This is a genomic window from Xylophilus sp. GOD-11R, assembly GCF_033546935.1.
Classification (GTDB): Bacteria; Pseudomonadota; Gammaproteobacteria; order Burkholderiales; family Burkholderiaceae_C; genus Xylophilus.
In genome coordinates this window covers 101153-120326 of the sequence record NZ_CP137854.1, presented here as the reverse complement: position 1 = coordinate 120326, position 19174 = coordinate 101153, and the positions used below count along the sequence as shown (strand labels likewise).

Annotated in this window: 18 protein-coding genes and 1 pseudogene; 10 read left to right on the top strand and 9 right to left on the bottom strand. The window is 66.9% G+C overall.

The window, feature by feature from the left end; all coding sequences use genetic code 11:
• Positions 1 to 140: 140 nt before the first annotated feature.
• The gene (locus R9X41_RS00565; protein WP_318632971.1) at positions 141 to 2114 is read right to left on the bottom strand and encodes a gamma-glutamyltransferase family protein; all 1974 of its coding nucleotides are present in this window, start codon (positions 2112 to 2114) and stop codon (positions 141 to 143) included.
• Positions 2115 to 2184: 70 nt separating this feature from the next.
• Positions 2185 to 3378 carry a phosphoglycerate kinase gene (locus R9X41_RS00560; protein ID WP_318632970.1) on the bottom strand — a complete coding sequence of 398 codons (1194 nt, stop codon included), beginning with the start codon at positions 3376 to 3378 and terminating at the stop codon, positions 2185 to 2187.
• Positions 3379 to 3587: 209 nt separating this feature from the next.
• Between R9X41_RS00560 and R9X41_RS00555 the strand changes: the two genes are divergently transcribed.
• Positions 3588 to 3959 carry a response regulator gene (locus R9X41_RS00555; RefSeq protein WP_318632969.1) on the top strand — a complete coding sequence of 124 codons (372 nt, stop codon included), beginning with the start codon at positions 3588 to 3590 and terminating at the stop codon, positions 3957 to 3959.
• A 27-nt stretch (positions 3960 to 3986) separates the two neighbouring features.
• On the opposite strand, the gene R9X41_RS00550 is transcribed toward R9X41_RS00555, so the two are convergent.
• From R9X41_RS00550 to def, 5 genes are read right to left on the bottom strand one after another with little or no spacing between them, the layout of a single operon-like run.
• On the bottom strand, positions 3987 to 4337 hold the full coding sequence (locus R9X41_RS00550) for an AzlD domain-containing protein (RefSeq protein WP_318632968.1): 351 nt from the start codon (positions 4335 to 4337) through the stop codon (positions 3987 to 3989).
• Positions 4334 to 5122, bottom strand: coding sequence for an AzlC family ABC transporter permease (locus R9X41_RS00545; RefSeq protein WP_318632967.1), 789 nt, complete (start codon positions 5120 to 5122; stop codon positions 4334 to 4336). Before R9X41_RS00545 ends, R9X41_RS00550 begins: the two co-directional genes overlap by 4 nt.
• A complete protein-coding gene (gene fmt, locus R9X41_RS00540; protein WP_318632966.1) occupies positions 5119 to 6075 on the bottom strand; it encodes a methionyl-tRNA formyltransferase in 957 nt (318 codons plus the stop codon). The genes R9X41_RS00545 and fmt overlap by 4 nt, the downstream gene beginning before the upstream one ends.
• 11 nt (positions 6076 to 6086) lie before the next feature.
• Complete coding sequence (locus tag R9X41_RS00535; protein WP_318632965.1) at positions 6087 to 6614, bottom strand: hypothetical protein; 528 nt, start codon at positions 6612 to 6614, stop codon at positions 6087 to 6089.
• Positions 6611 to 7120, bottom strand: a complete 510-nt coding sequence (def, locus tag R9X41_RS00530) for a peptide deformylase (RefSeq protein ID WP_318632964.1) — start codon at positions 7118 to 7120, stop codon at positions 6611 to 6613. Before def ends, R9X41_RS00535 begins: the two co-directional genes overlap by 4 nt.
• Positions 7121 to 7343: 223 nt before the next feature.
• Here def and R9X41_RS00525 point away from each other — a divergent pair, with 223 nt between their 5' ends.
• Together R9X41_RS00525 and dprA are read left to right on the top strand one after the other, a co-directional pair.
• Complete coding sequence (locus tag R9X41_RS00525; RefSeq protein WP_318632963.1) at positions 7344 to 8564, top strand: LysM peptidoglycan-binding domain-containing protein; 1221 nt, start codon at positions 7344 to 7346, stop codon at positions 8562 to 8564.
• 20 nt (positions 8565 to 8584) lie between these two features.
• Complete coding sequence (gene dprA / locus R9X41_RS00520) at positions 8585 to 9718, top strand: DNA-processing protein DprA (protein WP_318632962.1); 1134 nt, start codon at positions 8585 to 8587, stop codon at positions 9716 to 9718.
• A gap of 13 nt (positions 9719 to 9731) precedes the next feature.
• Here dprA and R9X41_RS00515 read toward each other — a convergent pair whose 3' ends face one another.
• Entirely contained in the window at positions 9732 to 11066 is a 1335-nt protein-coding gene (locus R9X41_RS00515; RefSeq protein ID WP_318632961.1) for a chloride channel protein, read from the bottom strand.
• 144 nt (positions 11067 to 11210) lie between these two features.
• Between R9X41_RS00515 and ssb the strand changes: the two genes are divergently transcribed.
• The 4 genes and pseudogenes from ssb (at position 11211) to R9X41_RS00495 (ending at position 15365) form a co-directional block, all read left to right on the top strand.
• Entirely contained in the window at positions 11211 to 11759 is a 549-nt protein-coding gene (ssb, locus tag R9X41_RS00510; protein WP_318632960.1) for a single-stranded DNA-binding protein, read from the top strand.
• A gap of 72 nt (positions 11760 to 11831) precedes the next feature.
• Positions 11832 to 12719 (top strand): annotated as a pseudogene (locus R9X41_RS00505) (IS5 family transposase).
• Between the two features lie 555 nt (positions 12720 to 13274).
• Positions 13275 to 14237 carry a Bug family tripartite tricarboxylate transporter substrate binding protein gene (locus tag R9X41_RS00500; RefSeq protein WP_318632959.1) on the top strand — a complete coding sequence of 321 codons (963 nt, stop codon included), beginning with the start codon at positions 13275 to 13277 and terminating at the stop codon, positions 14235 to 14237.
• Positions 14238 to 14303: 66 nt separating this feature from the next.
• On the top strand, positions 14304 to 15365 hold the full coding sequence (locus tag R9X41_RS00495; RefSeq protein WP_318632958.1) for a porin: 1062 nt from the start codon (positions 14304 to 14306) through the stop codon (positions 15363 to 15365).
• 94 nt (positions 15366 to 15459) lie between these two features.
• Here the strand turns inward: R9X41_RS00495 and R9X41_RS00490 are convergent, their stop codons facing one another.
• Positions 15460 to 16401 (bottom strand): 2-hydroxyacid dehydrogenase, encoded by a 942-nt coding sequence (locus tag R9X41_RS00490; protein WP_318632957.1) that lies wholly within the window; start codon positions 16399 to 16401, stop codon positions 15460 to 15462.
• Here R9X41_RS00490 and R9X41_RS00485 point away from each other — a divergent pair.
• Genes R9X41_RS00485 through R9X41_RS00475 form a run of 3 tightly spaced genes read left to right on the top strand, consistent with a single transcriptional unit; the run spans position 16395 to position 19152 of the window.
• On the top strand, positions 16395 to 17546 hold the full coding sequence (locus R9X41_RS00485) for an NAD(P)-dependent oxidoreductase (RefSeq protein WP_318632956.1): 1152 nt from the start codon (positions 16395 to 16397) through the stop codon (positions 17544 to 17546). The genes R9X41_RS00490 and R9X41_RS00485 overlap by 7 nt on opposite strands.
• The gene (locus R9X41_RS00480) at positions 17543 to 18421 is read left to right on the top strand and encodes an amidohydrolase family protein (RefSeq protein WP_318632955.1); all 879 of its coding nucleotides are present in this window, start codon (positions 17543 to 17545) and stop codon (positions 18419 to 18421) included. Before R9X41_RS00485 ends, R9X41_RS00480 begins: the two co-directional genes overlap by 4 nt.
• Entirely contained in the window at positions 18418 to 19152 is a 735-nt protein-coding gene (locus tag R9X41_RS00475; RefSeq protein WP_318632954.1) for an enoyl-CoA hydratase/isomerase family protein, read from the top strand. The genes R9X41_RS00480 and R9X41_RS00475 overlap by 4 nt, the downstream gene beginning before the upstream one ends.
• The last annotated feature ends 22 nt before the right edge of the window (positions 19153 to 19174 follow it).

Sequence of the window (19174 nt, the reverse complement as noted above, 5' to 3'; positions counted from 1 at the left end):
CAGGTTCGAAGCGGAGATTCTGCGCCTGCCGCGTATCGGCACCATGACCGACACGCCGCATGAAAAAGCCCCACGGCATCCGTCAGGACACCGCGGGGCTCGCCACGATGCGGCCGGCCGTGCCGGTCGCGCGCCGGAGGTCAGGGCGTGAAGGTATCGCCCAGCACCACGCCTTCACGGCGCGGATCGGTGCCGCCACTCCAGATCGGCGTGTTGTTGGCCGTGGTGCGGACGATGTTGCCCACGCCGCTGGTCTGCGCACCGTTGGAGATGGTGTGGCCCATCGTGGTGAGCTCGGACATGAGCGTGGCCAGCTGGCCGTTGACGAAATAGGGATGCTCGCCGCCGATGGTGGTGGTGGGGCTGTTGCTGGCGCCAAAGTCCACCAGGCTGGCCGACTGCTGTGCGTCCAGGCCCCAGTCGAGCGCGCCGACCAGGGTCTTGACTACGTACTGGATGATGGTGCCGCCGCCGGGCGAGCCGGTGGCCATCACGAAGTCGCCCTTGCCGCCGTCGGCCGCGATCTTGAACACCATCGTCGGCGCCATCGTGCTGCGCGGGCGCTTGCCGGGCGACACCCGGTTGGCGACCAGCAGGCCGGTAGTGGTGTCGATCGGATTGGCCGAGAAGTCGGTCAGCTGGTTGTTCAGGATGAAGCCGTTGGTCATGTGGAAGGAGCCCATGCTCGACTCCACGGTGGTCGTCATGGAGACCACGTTGCCCTGCTTGTCGACGATGGTGAAGTGGTTGGTGCCGTGCTCCACCGTGGTGTCCACGCCCTGCGGCACCGCGCCAAGCGCCCCGGCGGTGGCCGTGCGCATGCTGGTGCTGAAGTTGATCAGGCTGGCGCGGCTGCTCATGTAGCGCTTGTTGAGCATCGTGTCCCAGGTGCCGCCGGGCAGCGGCACGAAGTCGGTGTCGGCCACGTACATGTCGCGGTCGGCATAGGCCAGGCGCTCGGCCTCGGTCACCAGGTGCACGCCCTTGCTGGTCGGGATGCCGCCTTCGTCGGTGCCGGCGGGCTTGTAGAGCGACATGTTGAAGTTCTCCAGGATGCCCATGGCCGAGGCCACGCCGATGCCGCCGGAGGACGGTGGGGACATGCTGCAGACCCAATAGGCGCGGTAGGTGACGCAGACCGGCTCGCGGCGCTTGGCCTGGTAGGCCGCCATGTCGGCCATGGTGGTCAGGCCCGGGGTCATGGCGCTGCCGTTGGCCTGGGTGGTGGCGCCGATCTTGGCGACGATGTCCTGCGCGATCGGGCCGGTGTAGATGGCGTTGGCACCTTGTGCGGCGAGGGCGCTCAGGGTGGCGGCGTACTTCGGATTCTTCAGCACGGTGCCCAGTACCTTGGGCGTGCCGTCGGCGTTGAAGAAGTACTCGGTGGCCTCCGCATCGCGCTTGAGGTTCGTCGCGTTGGAGCTGATGGCCGCAGCCAGGCGCCCACCGATCGGAAAACCGTTCGTTGCAAGCGACGACGCGCTGCCGAACAGGTCTTTCCACGCCAGGACGCCGTGGTCCTGCTGCGCGAGTTCGAGCATGCGCACCACGCCGATGGTGCCGATGGAGCGGCCGCTGGCGCGGGTGCTGGGCACCGGTGTGGTGCGATCGGTGTCGCTCACATAGCGCAGGTAGTCGTTGGTGGCAGCCGCTGGTGCGGTTTCACGGCCGTCGTAGGCCTGCACCGTTTTCGCGGTGGCGTCGTAATAGAGCATGAAGGCACCGCCACCAAGGCCGGTGGCCTCGGGCACGGTCAGGCCCAGAACCGCCTGCACCGCGACCGCCGCATCGGCCGCGCTGCCACCGGCTTTCAGGATCTCGCAGCCGGCCTTGCTGGCCAGCGGGTTGGAAGACGAAACCATGAAGGTTTTCGAATAAACCGTCTTCAGGCCGGTGCGGTAGCCCGAAGCGGGCTCCGGCAGGGAGGGGTCGCCGGCGGCGCCGCTGCCCACCACGACGGAACTGCCGTCGGAGGCGGTGCTGTTGCAGCTCAGGTCGGCCACCACCGGCGGGGGTGCGGCGACGACGGGATCGTTGCTGCCGCCGCAGGAAGCGAGCAAGGCGGTCAAGGCGACGAGGGACCCGAGCATCGGCTTGCTGATACTTTTATTCATCACGGTTTTGGTACTAAGCAAGTTTGTAAGGAAAGTATCAACAAGCAAACAACATGCCCCTCTGCTCGCATCAACCCGCCGCGCGCTTCTCCAGGATCTCGAAAGCCGGCAGCGTCTTGCCTTCCAGAATTTCGAGGAAAGCGCCGCCGCCCGTGCTGATGTAGCCGACGTCCTTTTCGATGCCGTACTTGGCGATCGCCGCCAGGGTGTCGCCGCCGCCGGCGATGCTGAAGGCCTTCGACTTCGCGATGGCGCGGGCGATGGTCTCGGTGCCGTGGGCGAACGCGTCGAACTCGAACACGCCGACCGGGCCGTTCCACACGATGGTGCCGGCGGCTTCCAGCTGCGCGGCGAGCGCCTTGGCGGTCTCCGGGCCGATGTCCAGGATCAGGTCGTCGTCGGCCACGTCCTCGGCACGCTTGACCGTCGCTTCGGCGCTGGCCTTGAACTCCTTGGCCACGACCACGTCGGTGGGAATCGGCACCGCCGCGCCGCGCGCGCGCATGGCCTCGATCACCGCACGGGCCTGGTCGAGCAGGTCCGGCTCGGCCAGCGACTTGCCGATGGGCAGGCCGGCGGCCAGCATGAAGGTGTTGGCGATGCCGCCACCGACGATGAGCTGGTCGACCTTGTCGGCCAGCGCCTTGAGGATGGTGAGCTTGGTCGACACCTTGGAGCCGGCGACGATGGCCGCCAGCGGCCGCTTCGGATCGGCCAGCGCCTTGCCGATGGCGTCGATCTCGGCCGACAGCAGCGGGCCGGCGCAGGCCACCGGCGCGTACTGCGCGATGCCGTAGGTGGAGGCTTCGGCGCGGTGCGCGGTGCCGAAGGCGTCGTGCACGAAGATGTCGCAGAGCCTGGCCAGCTTCTGCGCCAGCGCCGGGTCGTTCTTCTTCTCACCCTTGTTGAGCCGGCAGTTCTCCAGCAGCACGACCTGGCCCGGCGCGACATCGACGCCGTCGACCCAGTTCGACACCAGCGGCACCTCGCGGCCCAGCAGCTCGGCCAGGCGATCGGCCACCGGCAGCAGGCTGTCGGCCGGCTTGAACTCGCCCTCGGTGGGTCGTCCCAGGTGCGAGGTGACCATGACGGCCGCACCGGCCTTCAACGCCATCTCGATGCAGGGCACCGATGCGCGCACCCGGGTGTCTTCGGTGATACGGCCCGCGTCGTCCTGCGGCACATTCAGGTCGGCACGGATGAAAACACGTTTGCCAGCGGCGTCGCCACGGGCGCAGAGGTCGGAAAAGCGCAGGATGTTCATTCGTTTCGGAGTTGAGCAGGAAGGCTGTTGAAGATGCGGTTCCGCGCCTCCCCGACGTCGGTAACCGCTTGGTAACCCGGTGGTGATTGTAGAAACGACGCGACAGGGAGCCGTTCGGATTCCCGGGAAACGGTGCAGTCCTACAGCCCGGCAGCACCTCTGCTGGCCTACTGGCCGACTCGCATTGCCGCCGCCGCCACTTTCTCGACATGCTTTCCGCCTTCCTCGTCGAAGACAATCCCCTGATTCGGGAAAACCTGAGTGCGGCCCTCGCAGAACTCGCACCGGTCACGATCATCGGCTGGGCCGCGGGAGAAGAAAGCGCACGGCGCTGGTTCGCCGCCCACAACGACTGGAATCTGGCCATCGTCGACCTGTTCCTGGAAGACGGAAACGGCCTTGGCGTGCTGCGCGCCCTGCAGGCGCGGGCCGCCGAACAGCGCGCGGTCGTGCTGACGAACTACGCCACGCAGGACATCCGGGTGCGCTGCACCGCCCTGGGCGCCGACGCGGTCTTCGACAAGTCTTCCGAAATCGAGGCCCTGGCCCAGTACTGCGACCGGCTCGCGACCGCGAACTGAGCACGCGCGGCCGGTCGGTGCCGCGCCCTACCAGCCCAGCCCGACGTGCAGCGGCAGGTACACCGCCATGCCGACCACGATGGTGCCGAGGATGCTGCGCTTCCACACATAGAACCCCACGCCCGCCACCGCCGCCGGCAGGCGCGCATCAGCCCAGGTGTCGAGCAGCTGGCCATCGCGCATGAAGAGCTCCGGCCCGACCACTGCCGCGAGTGCCGCCAGCGGCGCGTACCGCAGGCCCTGCTGCAACCACGACGGCAGCTTCCATTCCCGCTCGGGCAGCATGAAGAAGCTGCGGCTGACCAGCGTGATGACGCCCAGGCCGACCATGGTCAGCAGGCCCAGGCCGATGTCGATCCAGGTGTTGCCGTGCGTCATCGCGGGTCCTTTTGCGATGGCCCCACGTGGCCCCGCGCCACCACCCGCGTGGGCGCCGGAAACAGTCTTTCGGCCACCATTCCCAGGGCCACCGCCGCGGCGATGCCCACCAGGATGTTGAGCTTGAGCGGCAGCGCGAACGCGGCGACCGCGCCGGCTGCCGCGATGACCGCGGACACCGCCTCGATTCGCCCGGTGAGCATCGAGCAGGCCACGCCGAGCAGCGCGAGCACACCGGCGAAGCCCAGCCCCCACTCGATCGGAATCACGTCGGCCAGGAAGATGCCGGCCACACAGGTCACCTGCCAGGCCAGCCAGTTAACCATCGCCGCGCCCCAGAAATACGCCTCCTGGCCCGGCCCCGGTTGCTGTACCGGAAAACGCCGCAGGAACAGCACGAACACCACGTCGCCGCTGAAATAGCCGACGCCGTAGCGCCGGCGGCGGCGCAGCCCGCCGAAGTAGCTGCGCCACATCGAGCTGAAGATGACGAAGCGCAGGTTGACGCAGGTCGCCGTCAGCCAGATCACCCAGATCGGCGACGCCGCCGCCAGCAGCGGCACGACCGCGAGTTGTGCGCTGCCGGCGTAGGTCAGCAGCGCCATCACCACCGCCATGCCGACGCCGATGCCCGACTTGGCCATCGCCACGCCGGTCACCAGCGCCCAGGCGGCCACACCAAGCGAAGTGCCCATGATGTCGCGCGCGCCGCGCCAGAACTCGGGGTCGCCGGGCAGGTCGCGCCATCGGACGCCGTTGCGGTCCTCGGCCAGGGCGACCGTCATGCCAGCACGCTGCCGACCGCCACCGCGTGTCCGCGCAGAAAGCCTTCGGCGGACAGGCGCTTGCCGCCAGCGCGCTGCAGCACGGTGGCCCGCAGCACGCCCTGCCCGCAGCGCACCGTCACGCCGTGTGCATCGGCCGACAGCACCGTGCCGGGCGCCGCATCGGCCGCGTCATGGGCTTCGGCTACCGCCGCCCAGATCTTGAGCGCCGCGCCGCCCTGTGTGGTGGATGCGCCCGGAAACGGATCGAAGGCCCGCACCCGGCGCGCGATGACCGCGGCGTCTTGCGACCAGTCGATCGCCGCCTCGGCCTTGTCGATCTTGGCGGCATAGGTCACGCCTTCGGCCGGTTGTCGTTGCGGCCGCAGTTCACCGGCCTGCGCCTGCCGCAGCACCTGCGCCATGAGCGGCCCGCCACGCAAGGCGAGCTTGTCGTGCAGGCTGGCGGTGGTGTCGTCCGGCGCGATGGCGACGGGCTCGGCCAGCAGCATGTCGCCGGTGTCGAGGCCGGCGTCCATCTGCATGATGGTGTTGCCCGTCTCGGCATCGCCGGCTTCGACCGCGCGGTGGATCGGCGCCGCGCCGCGCCAGCGCGGCAGCAGGCTGGCGTGGATGTTGAAGCAGCCCAGGCGCGGTTGGTCGAGCACCCATTGCGGCAGGATCAGCCCATAGGCGGCGACCACCATCGCATCGGCCTGCAGCGCCGCGAGCTGCGCCTGCGCGGCGGCCGCATCGGCGGCGTACCGGCCGTCGAGCCGCAGGCCCTGCGGCTGGGCCACCGGCAGGCCGTGCGCCAGCGCGTATTGCTTCACGGCCGATGCTTGCAGCTGCAGGCCACGACCGGCGGGCCGATCGGGCTGAGTGAGCACCAGGGCAATTTCGAAGCCGTCGCGGTGCAGGTATTCGAGCGCCGACGCGGCGAACGCGGGCGTGCCCGCAAAGACGATCTTCATCGGTGGCGCCTTCAGCGCCCGCGATCGCGCGCGTTGAATTCGTCGGTGAACAGAATCCGCTGCACGATGCCTGCCGGGTCGATATGGACGTGTACCAGGCGCGGGTTGTTCATGTCGTTGAAACGGTAGGTCCAGACCTCGCCCTGGAAGCTGTAGACATACTCCAGGCGACCCGGCCGGCCCAGCAGCCGCAGCACGTCGTCGCGGGTCCACTGGCCCAGGACGATGCGATTGAAGTTGTTGTAGGTCAGGCCGTCGTCGACCGCGACGAGCCGGCCGGACGCGTCGAAGTCGGCGTTGTAGACGTGCTGGCCCGCCGGCGCCTGCGAGTACTGCAGGCGCTGGCCGCCGCCTGGCATCGCGTACTGCGCAGTGGGCTGGCCGAGCGCGGCCACGGTCGACGCCGGCGTGCTGCCCGCAGGCAGCCCCATCGGCGTGGCGCAGCCGGCCAGGAACACGGCGGCGGCGAGCCCGAGCGCGCCGAGGCAGCGCACCGCAGCCCGTCCGGCGGCCTGCCTTGTCTCGTTCTTGTGATTCATGCCTTCGCTTCTTTCTGCTGCTTGAGCAGCTTGGTACGGATGCGATTGCGCTTGAGCGGCGACAGGTATTCGACGAAGACCTTGCCCAGCAGGTGATCGAGTTCGTGCTGGATGCAGATGGCCAGCATGCCCTCGGCCTCGACCGAGTAGCTCGCGCCTTCGAGGTCCAGCGCCGTCATGCGGATCGCGGTGGCGCGCTCCACGCCGTCGTAGATGCCGGGCACCGAGAGGCAGCCTTCCTCGCCCACCACCCGCTCCGGTCCGTACCAGGTGATCTCGGGGTTGATCAGCACCATGGGCTGGTCGCGCTCTTCGGAGACGTCGATCACCACCACCCGCTCGTGCACATCGATCTGCGTGGCCGCCAAGCCGATGCCGTTGGCCTCGTACATGGTTTCGAGCATGTCGGCCACCAGCGTCCGGATGCGCTCGTCCACCGCCTGCACCGGGCGGGCGACGGTGTGGAGCCGGGCGTCCGGAAAACTGAGGATGGAAAGCAGGGCCATGGCGCGCAGGGAAAAGGATTCGGGGAAAGGGGGATGGCGTCCTCAAGGGACTGTCGCTATTTTCGCCAAATTCAAAACACCTCCTGAGCGGGCGCTTCGATAAACGTTGTCGGCAGAAGGCCAAAGCGTAGAGAATCGCCGAGAGTTTTTTGTCACCGAACCCCGCGGTCCGGCCCGGCCAGCGCAGGCGCCGGCGGCCCGCGACCCGAGGGAGCGTTTTTTGATGCCAGTGAGATTCCAGGGCCTGCGCCGGTGCGCCGTTCCCGCCTCGACCGCGCTCGCGGTCGTCGCCTGCGCGCTGGCGACGGCTCTGCCCGCCGCCGCCCAGAACTATCCGGTCACCCCCACGCAGCGCGCGGTGGCGCAGGCGACGGCCGAGTCCGGCGTCCCGGAATCCGAACTCACGCCCAACGCCCCGGACATCTACACCGTCAAGCGCGGCGACACCCTCTGGGCCGTGTCCGGCCTCTACCTGCGCAAGCCCTGGCGCTGGCCGGAACTCTGGGGCATGAACCTCGCGGAGATCCGCAACCCGCATCTCATCTACCCCGGCCAGCAGCTCTACCTGGAGCGCAGCGGTGGCCGCGCCCGGCTGCGCACCAGCCCGCCCGGCTACGGCGACGCCGGTACGGTGCGCATGGAGCCGCGCACCCGCATCGACCGTGTCGGCGAGAACCCGCTCCCGACGCTGCGGCCCTCGGCGATCGAGCCCTTCCTGGCCGAGCCGCTGGTGATCGACGCGCCCACGCTCGGCGGCGCGCCACGGCTGGTCGGCACGCAAGAGGACCGCGTCATGCTGGCCCGTGGTGACCGCGCCTATGCACGCGGGCCGTCCGGCCAGCCGATGGCGGTGGTGCCCGGGCAATCGCGCAACTGGCGGGTGTTCCGCGACGCGGTGCCGCTGCGCGACCCGTCCACCGGCGAGATCCTCGGTTTCGAGGCCCAGTACCTCGGCCGGGCCGAACTGGTGCGCGGCGAAACGGTGGAAAACAGCCTGCGCGACGGCAAGGAACTGCAGGAAGTGGTGCCGGCGACCGTCGACATCACCGCCACCAAGGAAGAAATGCGCGTTGGCGACCGCCTGCTGCCCGAGCCGCCGACGCCCACCACCGTGTATGTGCCGCGTGCCCCGACGGTTGCGCTGAATGGCGCGCGCGTGGCGTCGATCTACGGCAGCGCGGTGCTCGACGCGGCGCAGAACCAGGTCGTCACCATCAACCGCGGCACGCGCGACGGCATCGAGCCCGGCTTCGTGATGGCGATCCTCTCCGAAGGCGATCGCATCATCGACAAGACCGATCCGCAACGCGCCCGCATCAAGCTGCCCGACGAGCGCAACGGCCTGCTCATGGTGTTCCGCAGCTTCGACCGCGTTTCCTACGGTTTGATCCTGAGCATCCGCACCGGGGTGAAGGTAGGCGACCGGCTGGTGTCGCCCGAATAAGCTTCGCGCCACGGTTTCCCATGGATCGCGATGAACTCGCCGCCTGGTTGCGCCTGGACGGCACGCCGGGCGTCGGCAACCAGAACGCACGCCGGCTGCTGGCCGCCTTCGGCCTGCCGCAAGCGGTGTTCCAAGCCAGCCCGCAAGCCCTGGCCGAAGTGGCCGGACCCACCGTCGCCGCCGCGCTGGCCCAGGCGCCCGACGGCTTCGAGGCCCTGCTCGCCACCACCTGGAAATGGCTGAACCACGCCGATGCCGACAGCGCCCCCCGCGCCGTCGTCACGCTGGCGGATCCGCATTTTCCGGCGTCCCTGCTGGCGATCGAGGATCCGCCGCTCCTGCTCTACCTGCTCGGCCAGCCGCTGCCGGCGCCGGACGTGGCCTGCATCGCCATCGTCGGCACCCGTAATCCCACGCCGCAGGGCATGGACGACGCGCATTCGTTCGGGGCGCATTTCGCGGCCTCGGGCATCGTGGTGGTGTCAGGACTGGCGCAGGGCATCGACGGCGCGGCGCATACCGGCGCGCTCGACGGTGCCGGCGACGCCACCGGCCGCTGCACCACCGTCGCCTTCGTCGGCACCGGGCTGGACCGCGTCTACCCGTCCAGGCACCGCGCGCTGGCGCACCGCATCGCCGGCAGCGGCACTTTGGTCAGCGAATATCCGCTCGGCACGCCGCCGTTGCCGCACAACTTTCCGCGCCGCAACCGACTGATCGCCGGCCTGTCGCTGGGCACGCTGGTGGTGGAGGCCACGCAACCCTCGGGCTCGCTGATCACCGCCCGCGTGGCGGCCGAACAAGGCAAGGACGTGTTCGCGGTGCCGGGCTCCATTCACGCGCCGCAGTCGCGCGGCTGCCACGCGCTGATCCGCCAGGGCGCCAAGCTGGTGGAGTCGGCGCAAGACGTACTGGAGGAACTTCGGTTGCCGGTCGGCGCGTCTTCCGCCAGCACGCATGACGACGGTGCAGGAGCGGCGGACTCACATCCGCTGCTCGACGCCATGGGCCATGCGCCGGTCAGCGTGGACGCGCTCGTCGCCCGCACCGGCCTGGATGCCGCGCAGATCCAGGTGCAACTGCTCGAACTGGAACTCGACGGCCGCGTTGCACGCCTGACCGGCGGCCTGATGCAGCGGCTCGCCAGCGCCTGATCCGCCCGAAGCTTCAGCCCGCCGGCGGCCGCTGCCCGGCCACCATGAAATCGGCCAGCGTCTCGTAGAGCGGCCGGGTCATCAAGCGCGAGATCAGGCTGGCGAACATCGCCGCCGCCATCAGGCTCAGCACCATGGCGTGGCCGTCGACCATCTCCATCACGATGATGAAAGACGTCAGCGGCGCCTGCGTCACCGCCGCCAGGAAGGCCGCCATGCCCAGGGCGATGAGCGCGGGCGCCAGGTCGGAGCTGCCCGCGATCTGCGCCACGTCGTGGCCGATGCCAGCGCCGATCGACAGCGAGGGCGCGAAGATGCCGCCCGGCACGCCGCTCCAGGCGGTCAGCCAGGTGGCGATGAATTTCAGCGGCACGAAGAGCGGCGGCACGTCGGACTGGCCCGCCAGCATTTCCTTGACCGCGTCCGAGCCCGCGCCGAAGCTGCTGCCACCCGACAGCAGTCCGAGCACCGCCACGACCAGTCCGCAGCCGGCCGCGAACCGGATCGGAAACAAGGCTCGCAATGCACCGAGGCGCCCGCCGCCGCCGGTCAGCGACATGGCGAGCAGCTTGGCGAAAAGGCCGCCGGCCAGCCCCGCCACGAGGGTCGCCAACACGCCGGGCGCCAGGGCGTCCAGGCTGAGGTGGGGCACGTGGATCACGCCGAAATAGCTCAGGTTGCCGAAGGCCGAAACCGCCATCAACCCGGCCAGCACGATGGCCGCGATGATCAGCCCGCTGCTGCGCGACTCCAGCTTGCGCGACAATTCCTCGATGGCAAAGACGATGCCCGCGAGCGGCGCGTTGAACGCCGCCGCGATGCCCGCCGCGCCGCCGGCCACCAGCAAGGCATGCACCGGCACCCGGTCGCCGAGCCAGCGGCGGGCGTGTTCCATGATGCCGGCGGCCACCTGCACCGACGGCCCCTCGCGCCCCACCGACAGCCCGGCCAGCAGGCCGGCCGACGACAGCACGATCTTGGCAAGCGATATGCGCAGCGACACGAAGCGCGGCCGGCTTTGCGGCGGCATGTCAGGGTCCAGCGCGGCGATCACCTGCGGGATGCCCGAGCCGGCGGCGCCCGGCGCGAAACGGCGGGTCAGCCAGACGATGCCGGCGGTGCACAGCGGCGTCCAGACCAGCAGCGACCAGCGGTTGAAGTCGTGCCAGGCCTGGAAAAAGGCGAACGCACGCTCGGCCAGCAGGGTGAAGCCCACCACCGCCAGTCCGGCGGCGGCGGCGTAGGCCAGCACGATGGCGCGGTCGAGCCAGGTGCGCCCGTCGGCGAGCTCGCGCCGGAGGTTCTGCAGCAGATCGGGTTCGTTCGGGTGCGGTTCGCGTGACGGCATCTACGGACCATTCTCGCATCGCTTGCAGCGGCCTATTCGGGGGGCGGATGCGGCACAATCCACGGTCCCCCGCGCGGGGCGGCGCCGCCCGCGATTCGCCACCCCGTCCCCTGTATTTCTCACCTCGACAGAGGCACGCACACCATGGCATCCGTCAACAAAGTCATCATCGTCGGCAACCTGGGGCGCGACCCCGAAATGCGCTCTTTTCCGAGCGGTGACCAGGTGGCCAACGTGACCATCGCCACCACCGACCGCTGGCGCGACAAGACCAGCGGCGAGATGCGCGAAGCCACCGAATGGCACCGCGTCGTGTTCAACGGCAAGCTCGCCGAAATCGCCGGCCAGTACCTCCGCAAAGGCTCGCAGGTCTACGTGGAAGGTTCGCTGCGCACCCGCAAATGGACCGGCCAGGACGGCGTGGAGAAATACACGACCGAAATCCGTGCCGATCAGATGCAGATGCTGGGTAGCCGCCAGGGTAGCGGCGCGCCGCAAGGTGGCGGTGGAGGCGGCAACGAAGGCTACGACGACGGGGGTTACGACGCCGCTCCCGCACCGGCGCCCGCTCGCCGTGCCGCGCCGCCTGCAGCCGCTCGCCCAGCGCCTGCGCCCGCGCCCCGCCCTGCGGCACCGGCGCCAAGCCGCGCACCGTCGGGTTTTGACGACATGGATGACGATATTCCCTTCTAAGGGAGGGTCTGCAAAACCTCTCACAGGAATAGCCCGCTGCCGTCCGATGCGACAGGATCGGGCCATGGCCAGATTACCCTCGGGCTCGACCCGCAACCCAAGAAGGCGCGCAAGGAAGTCGTCTTCGAATAGATGAACCAGGTCGTGCCCTGGTCGATGTTGGTGGCGTTGATCCAGCCGCATGCGCGTGGAGCGCACCAACGCCTTGGAGGCCGCCCGCCGTGTGCGGTGGAGACCATGCGGCGCATCCACTGCCTGCAGCGGTGGTAGAGCCTGAGCGATCCGGCCATGGAAGAGGAATTGCACGAACGCCCTCTGTACCGGCGCTTCCTCGGGCTCGATGGCTCTGCGCGCATGCCCGATAAGACCACCATCTTGCGCTTTCGGCACCTGCTGAGAAGCAGCAGCTCGCGCCGAAGGTGTTGGCCGCCATGGCCGCCATCAACGCCACGCTGGCCCAGCAGGGCCTGATGCTCAAGACTGGCACGGTGGTCGACGCCACCATCATTGCCGCGCCGAGTTCGACCGAGAACGCCAAAGGCAAGCGTGACCCGGATGCATCAGGCCAAGAAGGGTAACCAATGGCACTTCGGGCCGAAAGCCCACATCGGTGTGGATGCCCACTCAGGGCTGGTGCATACCGTCATCGGCACGGCGGCCAACGTCGCCGATGTCACCCCGCCGGCGGCCTTGCTTCATGGCTAAGTGGCCACGCGGCCCGGCAAGCGGCGCCGGCTTGACCCCACGCGCGAGCTCGACAGGCTGCAGGAGTCGGCCGAGAAGCTCAAGGCGACCATCCGGGCCAAGGTCGAGCATCCGTTCCGGGTAGTCAAGCAGCAGTTCAGCGACGCCAAGGTTCGATACCGCGGGCTTGCCAAGAACACGGCGCGGCTGACGATGCTGTTTGCGCTGGGCAATCTGTGGATGGTGCGAGCGCGGCTGATGGCCACGCAAGGATAAGTGCATCTGCCGCAGTCCAAAAGGGCTTGCGGGCCAGTCCAAATAGCGCCATTCGATGGCCCAGGGACGCTAAAACTTGACCCCTGCCGGCTGATCTCGTCGGCCCGGCGGATCGGCCGTGGGGCCGAAGCGGGTTTTGCAGACCATCCCTATAAAACAGAACCCGCAGGGCGGCTAGGTGAAGCAGCCTTCATGGGTTGGATGCACTACGTCAAGTCGCCCCATCCATCACTGAAGCAAATCAAATTAAGCGCCGCCGTTGCATGTACGTCTTTGCAAAGTTATCTCCCAGTCTGGCCAAGATCTTGTTGCAATCATCGGTGATGGAGTTCCACAAGCCGTGCGCGCGATAGCTCTTGCACAGAGTCGATGCATTGCCCGGACAAATGCACCTTTGTGGGCGCGCCCGACTTGAAGAGTGCCCCACCAAATCTCAGACGCCAAACTCGGAGATCGAAAAATTTGCAGTGGCCTAGTGCAATCTAGTTAGCATGCAAACTCACAGAGTAAGTACACAAACTCTGTGTCTTCTAACACTTGCTGAGGCGCACCTCGATGAAAAAATTGATTGGCATTTCTTGCCTCCTGCTGACGGCACTTGCACTTCCAGCCGTCGCTCAGGACTATCCATCAAAAGCGGTTACGTTGGTCGTACCTTTCACTGCAGGCACAGGGATCGACAATCTCGCGCGCGCCTTTAGCGAACGGCAATCACGTAAAACAGGTCAGGCTTATGTAGTCGAAAACAAAGTTGGCGTCGCCGGCAACCTCGGGGCCGCTTATGTCGCCCATCAGCCGGGGGACGGATACACGCTGCTGGTGACCTCCAATAATCTCACCATCAATAATGCGCTTTATAAGAACATGAAGTTCGACGCGCGCACGGACCTCGTGCCATTGGCCATCGGCGCGTGGGGCTCTTCGACGCTCGTGATCAACCCCGCGCTGCCGATCCGGACGGTGGCGGAACTGGTGGCGTATGCGAAGGCCAATCCGGACAAACTCAGCTATGCCTCCGCAGGCGTGGGTTCGCCGATGCACATCCAGTTCGAGCAATTCGAAGCTGCGACCGGCACAAAATTCGTTCATGTTCCCTACAAGGGAACGGCGCCCGCGATCGCAGACCTGATCGGCGGACATGCGGATGTTGGATTCATCGCCACTCACAGCGTCGCCCAGACAGTCAAGGCGGGGCAGCTTCGCGCCCTGGCTGTCGGCGCAGCCGAACGCAGCAAGGTGCTCCCGGACGTCCGCACGTTCAAGGAAGAAGGATTTTCCGATTTCCGGACCGATATGTGGTACGGGTTCCTGGCCCCAAAAGGCACATCGCCGGCATTAGTCACGAAGATCAGCCAAGACATCGCCGATACCCTGGCGGTTCCGGAAATCAAGGCTTCGCTGGAAAAAACTGGTTTGGAAGTCCGTTATACGGCGCCGGACAAAATGGAAACGGTGCTTAATAAAGAATATACCGACTTCGCCAAAATCATCAGCACCAATAATATCCAGATCAACTAAATCCCGCCGTGCCGCCACCGATTGGCAACGACGTGAAACGTGGGTTATCCACCCACACAAAAACCCATGAAAAAAATCTCGATGATCATGGCTGCGGCTTTCGCGGCCCCCCTGGCCTTTGCCCAAACCAACGTCACCCTATTCGGCGTCGTGGATATGTCGGTGGCCCATGTGCAAGGTAGCGGCAACGGATCCAGGAGCGGTATTGCGACAGGCAGCAGTGCGCCGGGCCGGCTCGGTTTTCGTGGCACGGAAGACCTGGGCGGCGGACTCTCTGCCGGCTTCTGGCTGGAAGGCGCGCTGGACTCGGATGTCGGCAACGCGAACGGCTTCAATTTCCAACGGCGGGCGACCGTCAGCCTCCTGAGCAACTCGCTTGGCGAACTGCGGATGGGCCGCGATAACACGCCGCTGTTTCTCAACCTCATCGGCTTCGATCCATTTGCAGCACGCGGCGTCGGCGGACTGCTGACCAATACCTACTTCGGTTATTCCAGCACGGTCCGGCAGAGCAATACCGTCACTTACCTGCTGCCCAGCAAGTTGGGGGGCGTCTACGGTCTTGCGCAATACGCCTTCGGCGAGAAATCGTCCACCGCCCTGAACGACAAGCAGAATGACTTCGTCGGCGGACGGCTGGGCTACATGAGCGGGCCGGCCAACGTGGTGGCCGCGTACGGCCAATGGAAGCAGGCGATCGGTGCCTCGGATGTCGCGCCGTTTGCCGAAGGCCGCGATCTGAATGTCGGCAGCATCACCGGAACCTACAACTTCGGCTTCATCAAGCCCGTCTTGTTCTACGGATCCGAACGCGTCAAGGGCGCTCCGGCCGCCAACAGCCGGATCGACACCATGATGATCGGCGCCACGGCACCGATCGGGGCGAGTGAAATCAAGGTGTCGCTGGCCCACCATGACCTGAAGAACAGCGCCAATGACTTCAACAAGTTCGCGCTGGGCTACGGCTACTACCTCTCCAAGCGCACCTACCTCTACGGCACGGTCGCCCGACTGAACAACAAGGGAACGGCCACACGCTCCATCTCGGCAGACGGCCTGGCCGCGGCAGGGACTTCAGCCGGCGGGAACTCGAACGGTTTCGAGTTCGGTGTGCGGCATTCTTTCTGAGCGATCAAACTCCGAGGGCAAACTTGGGCCGGCTGAAGCCGGCCTTTTTTCTCCCGAACAGCCAAGGCCGATCACCGTGGCAACCGGCCTTTCCTCAAGCGGCGCTGGGCAGCGGACGGTTCTGGAAGAAGGCCTCTACGTTGTCGACGACACGGTTGGCCATGGCCTCTCGGGTTTCGACGGTATGACTGGCGATGTGGGGAAGCAGAACCACGTTCTTCAACGCGACCATGTCGGCAGGCACCTGCGGTTCCTGGGCAAAGACATCCAGGCCGGCCCCGGCGATCAGGCCTTGTTGCAGGTATCGGATCAGCACCGGCTCATCGACCACGCTACCGCGTGAGACGTTGATCAGGAAGCCCTGCGGCCCCAAAGCATCCAACACGGCAGCGGAGACAAGGTTCTTGCTGTCCGCCCCGCCGGCGCTGGCCACCACCAGAAAATCGGCCCACTCCGCCAACGCGACGGGCGACTCCGCATAAGCCAGCGCACTGCCAGGCACCGCGCGCCGGTTGTGGTAACGCACTTCCATGTCGAAGCCGGTTGCTCTGCGGGCGATCACCGAGCCGATGCGTCCCATGCCCAGAATCCCGAGCCGCTTGCCCGAGACCCGCGTGCCCATCGGAAAGGAGGCGGAGGGCCACGATCCCGATCGGACGAAGGTGTCTGCCTCCGTGATCTTGCGCGTCACCGCCATCAGCAATGCGAATGCGATGTCGGCCACGCAATCGTTCAGCACTTCGGGCGTGTAGCCCACCTGGATGCCACGCGCCTTCAAAGCCGGCAAATCGAAGGCATCGAGTCCCACGCCCAGGCTGGAGATCACCTTGAGGTCGGGCAAGGCCGCCACCAAAGATGGACTCGCACCGAACTTCGCGTTCGTCGCCATGGCGATGATGCCCTTGCCGTGAACGGCCAGCCACGCGTCACGTTCGGCCGGCTGGTTCGGCAAGAAACAAGCATCGAACTTCGCTTCGAGTCGGGCTTGCAAGGCGGGCGTCAGCGCACCCTGGGGGATGAGGATCTTGTGTGTCATTTGAGGATCAGGTGAGGTTCGATGGAATCTTCAAAACGGTAAGCGTGCAAACTCTCTGGATTGCAGTTAGCATACTACCTCACAAACTGCACGCAGCAGAACGCCTCCCCACTTCGCCCCTGATTGCCATGAAGCGACTGAAAGTCTTTGTCTCGCATACCGAATATGAGCTAGCCAGCTATTACAGCGAAGCCGGATTGGCCGGCCTGCGCGCCCACGCGGATGTCCGGCTCAACACCACCGGCCGGGTCCTACAGGGACTGGAGCTGGCGCAAGCCGCACAGGAATGCGAAATCATCCTGGCGCACCGCTCCAGCGCAGGCTCGGCGGAAACCTTCGACCATTGCCCCGACCTCGTGGCGTTCGTGCGCGCGGCGGTCGATATCAGCACGATCGACCTGGCTTCGGCCGGCACGCACGGCATCCTGGTGACACGCGCAAGCGCCGGCTTCGGGACGGCGGTGGCGGAGCTGGCGATCAGCATGATCTTCGATCTGGCCCGAGGAGTGTCCAAGGCCAGAACCGCCTACATGTTGGGAGCCGAGCCCGTGCTGCCCAAGGCGCTGCAGGTGAGCAGCTGCACCGTCGGCGTGGTCGGCTACGGCGTCATCGGCCGCCGCCTGGTGGCGCTGGCACGCGGCCTGGGCATGCAGGTTTTGGTCCATGACCCCTTTGCCGACCCGAAAGAACTGGAGTCCATGGCGGCGTCGTTCGACGCCTTGCTCACCCAGTCGGACTTCGTGGTCTGCCTGGCAGCCGCGACACCGAAGACCCGCAACCTGTTCGACGCGACCGCATTCCAGCGTATGAAGACCGGCGCGAGTTTCCTCAATCTCTCGCGCGGCGAACTCGTCGACGACGATGCGCTGGAAGCAGCCTTGAACAGCGGCCGCCTGCGGGGCGCCGGCCTCGATGTCGGCACGGCTCCCGATCAGAAGCCGGCCGCGCGGTTCCTGCAACGTGCCGATGTCGTCGCCATGCCGCATGTCGGCGGCATGACCGCCCAGGCACGCGAACACCAGACCATGGACACGGTACGGCAGGTGGCGGCACTGGCGGCGGGGCAAATGCCGCCGGGCGCGGTCAACGCGGGCTCTGCCAGTCGCCTCGCGCGAATCGGTTTCGCTTCGGCGGTGGTCGCATGAAGGCGCCCTGGTCGGCCGGAACGGCCCCTGCCACATTAGTGCTGCCGCCCGGCAGCGTGGACTGCCACCACCACATCTACGACCACCGTTTCCCGTACGCCCCCGACGTTTCCCTGCGACCGCCGCATGCCGACGTGGCGCAATACCGGCAGTTGCAGCAGCGGCTCGGCCTTCAGCGCAGCGTCGTCGTGCAACCCTCCAGCTACGGTACGGACAACCGCTGCCTGCTCGACGCCCTTGCACAGTTTGGCGGCCGCTCGCGCGGCATAGCCGTGATCGACCTGCAGACCACCGATACGGAACTGCGCCGGATGCATGAAGCCGGTGTGCGGGGGATCCGATTCAATCTCTCCCGACCCGCCGGGGCCGGAATGGATCTTCTGGCCGCACTGGCTGACCGGATCGCGCCCATGGGTTGGCATATCCAGTTCCACACACTCGGCGGCAGCTACCCCGCCATGGAGGAGGCCTTGTCCAGGCTGCCGACGACCTTGGTCATCGACCACCTCGGCCGGGTGCCGCAACCCGACAGTCTGCACCATCCGGCCACCGGCACCCTGCGGCGTCTCGTGGACCAGGGCAGGACCTGGATCAAGCTTTCGGGCGCCTACCACGACAGCGTCGATGGCGCGCCCGGGTATGCGGACGCCGGCGTGCTCAGCCGCTACTGGCTGCAGCGGGCGCCCGAACGCGTGGTGTGGGGCACCGATTGGCCGCATCCGGCCGCCATGGTGGGCGAGAAGCCGATGCCAGACGATGCCCAACTGCTCGACCTGCTGGGGCTCTGGTTGCCGCAGGAGAATCTGCTGGAGCAGGTCATGGTCGGCAATCCGGAACGGCTCTACGATTTCCAGCCCACCGGAGCGACTCCATGAGCGCACTCGTGCAAGTCGAGTCCCATGGCGAATGGGCGCAGATCCGCATCGCCCGACCGGAGAAGCGCAATGCGCTGAATCAACAGGCCCGCCAGGAGTTGCAGGCCGCCCTGCAGACGCTCGAAGGCCGGGCCCGGGTGTTGGTGCTGGCCGGCTCCGAGCAGTGGTTCTGCTGCGGCGCCGACACCCGGGAGCGTGCAGAACGCCTGGCAGCCGGCCAGCCCGACACGGCCGGAGCGGAAGGCATCGAGCTCGCCCTCGCAGTCAAGTCCTTCCCCGGCGTGGTGATCGGTGCCGTCAACGGCCTGGCCCTGGGTTTTGGCGTCAACCTCATCAACGCCTGTGACCTGGCGATCGCCGCATCAAGCGCGCGCCTGGGTCTGCCGGAGCTGCGGGCCAAGGCCTACGCCAGCATGTCGGCCGCCACCACCAGCTTGTCGGGCCTGGGCCGCAAGCGCCTGGCGTGGCTGGTCTTCGACACCGAGCCGATCGACGCCGCGACGGCGTGCTCCTGGGGCCTGCTCAACGAGGTGGTCGCCGACGATGCGCTGGTGGTGCGAACCCAGGCGCTGGCCCGAAAGATCGCGCAGCTGGACCCGATCGCGATAACGCAGACCAAGCTGGCCCTGGCGCAGACGCCGCTGGAGCCCCATGACTGGCGCAATGCCATGCAGCAGGGGCAGGACGTCAACCCACGGATCCAAAACCTCCTGGCCGCACGCATGCCGTGACGCCTTTCATCGAACCTCGAAC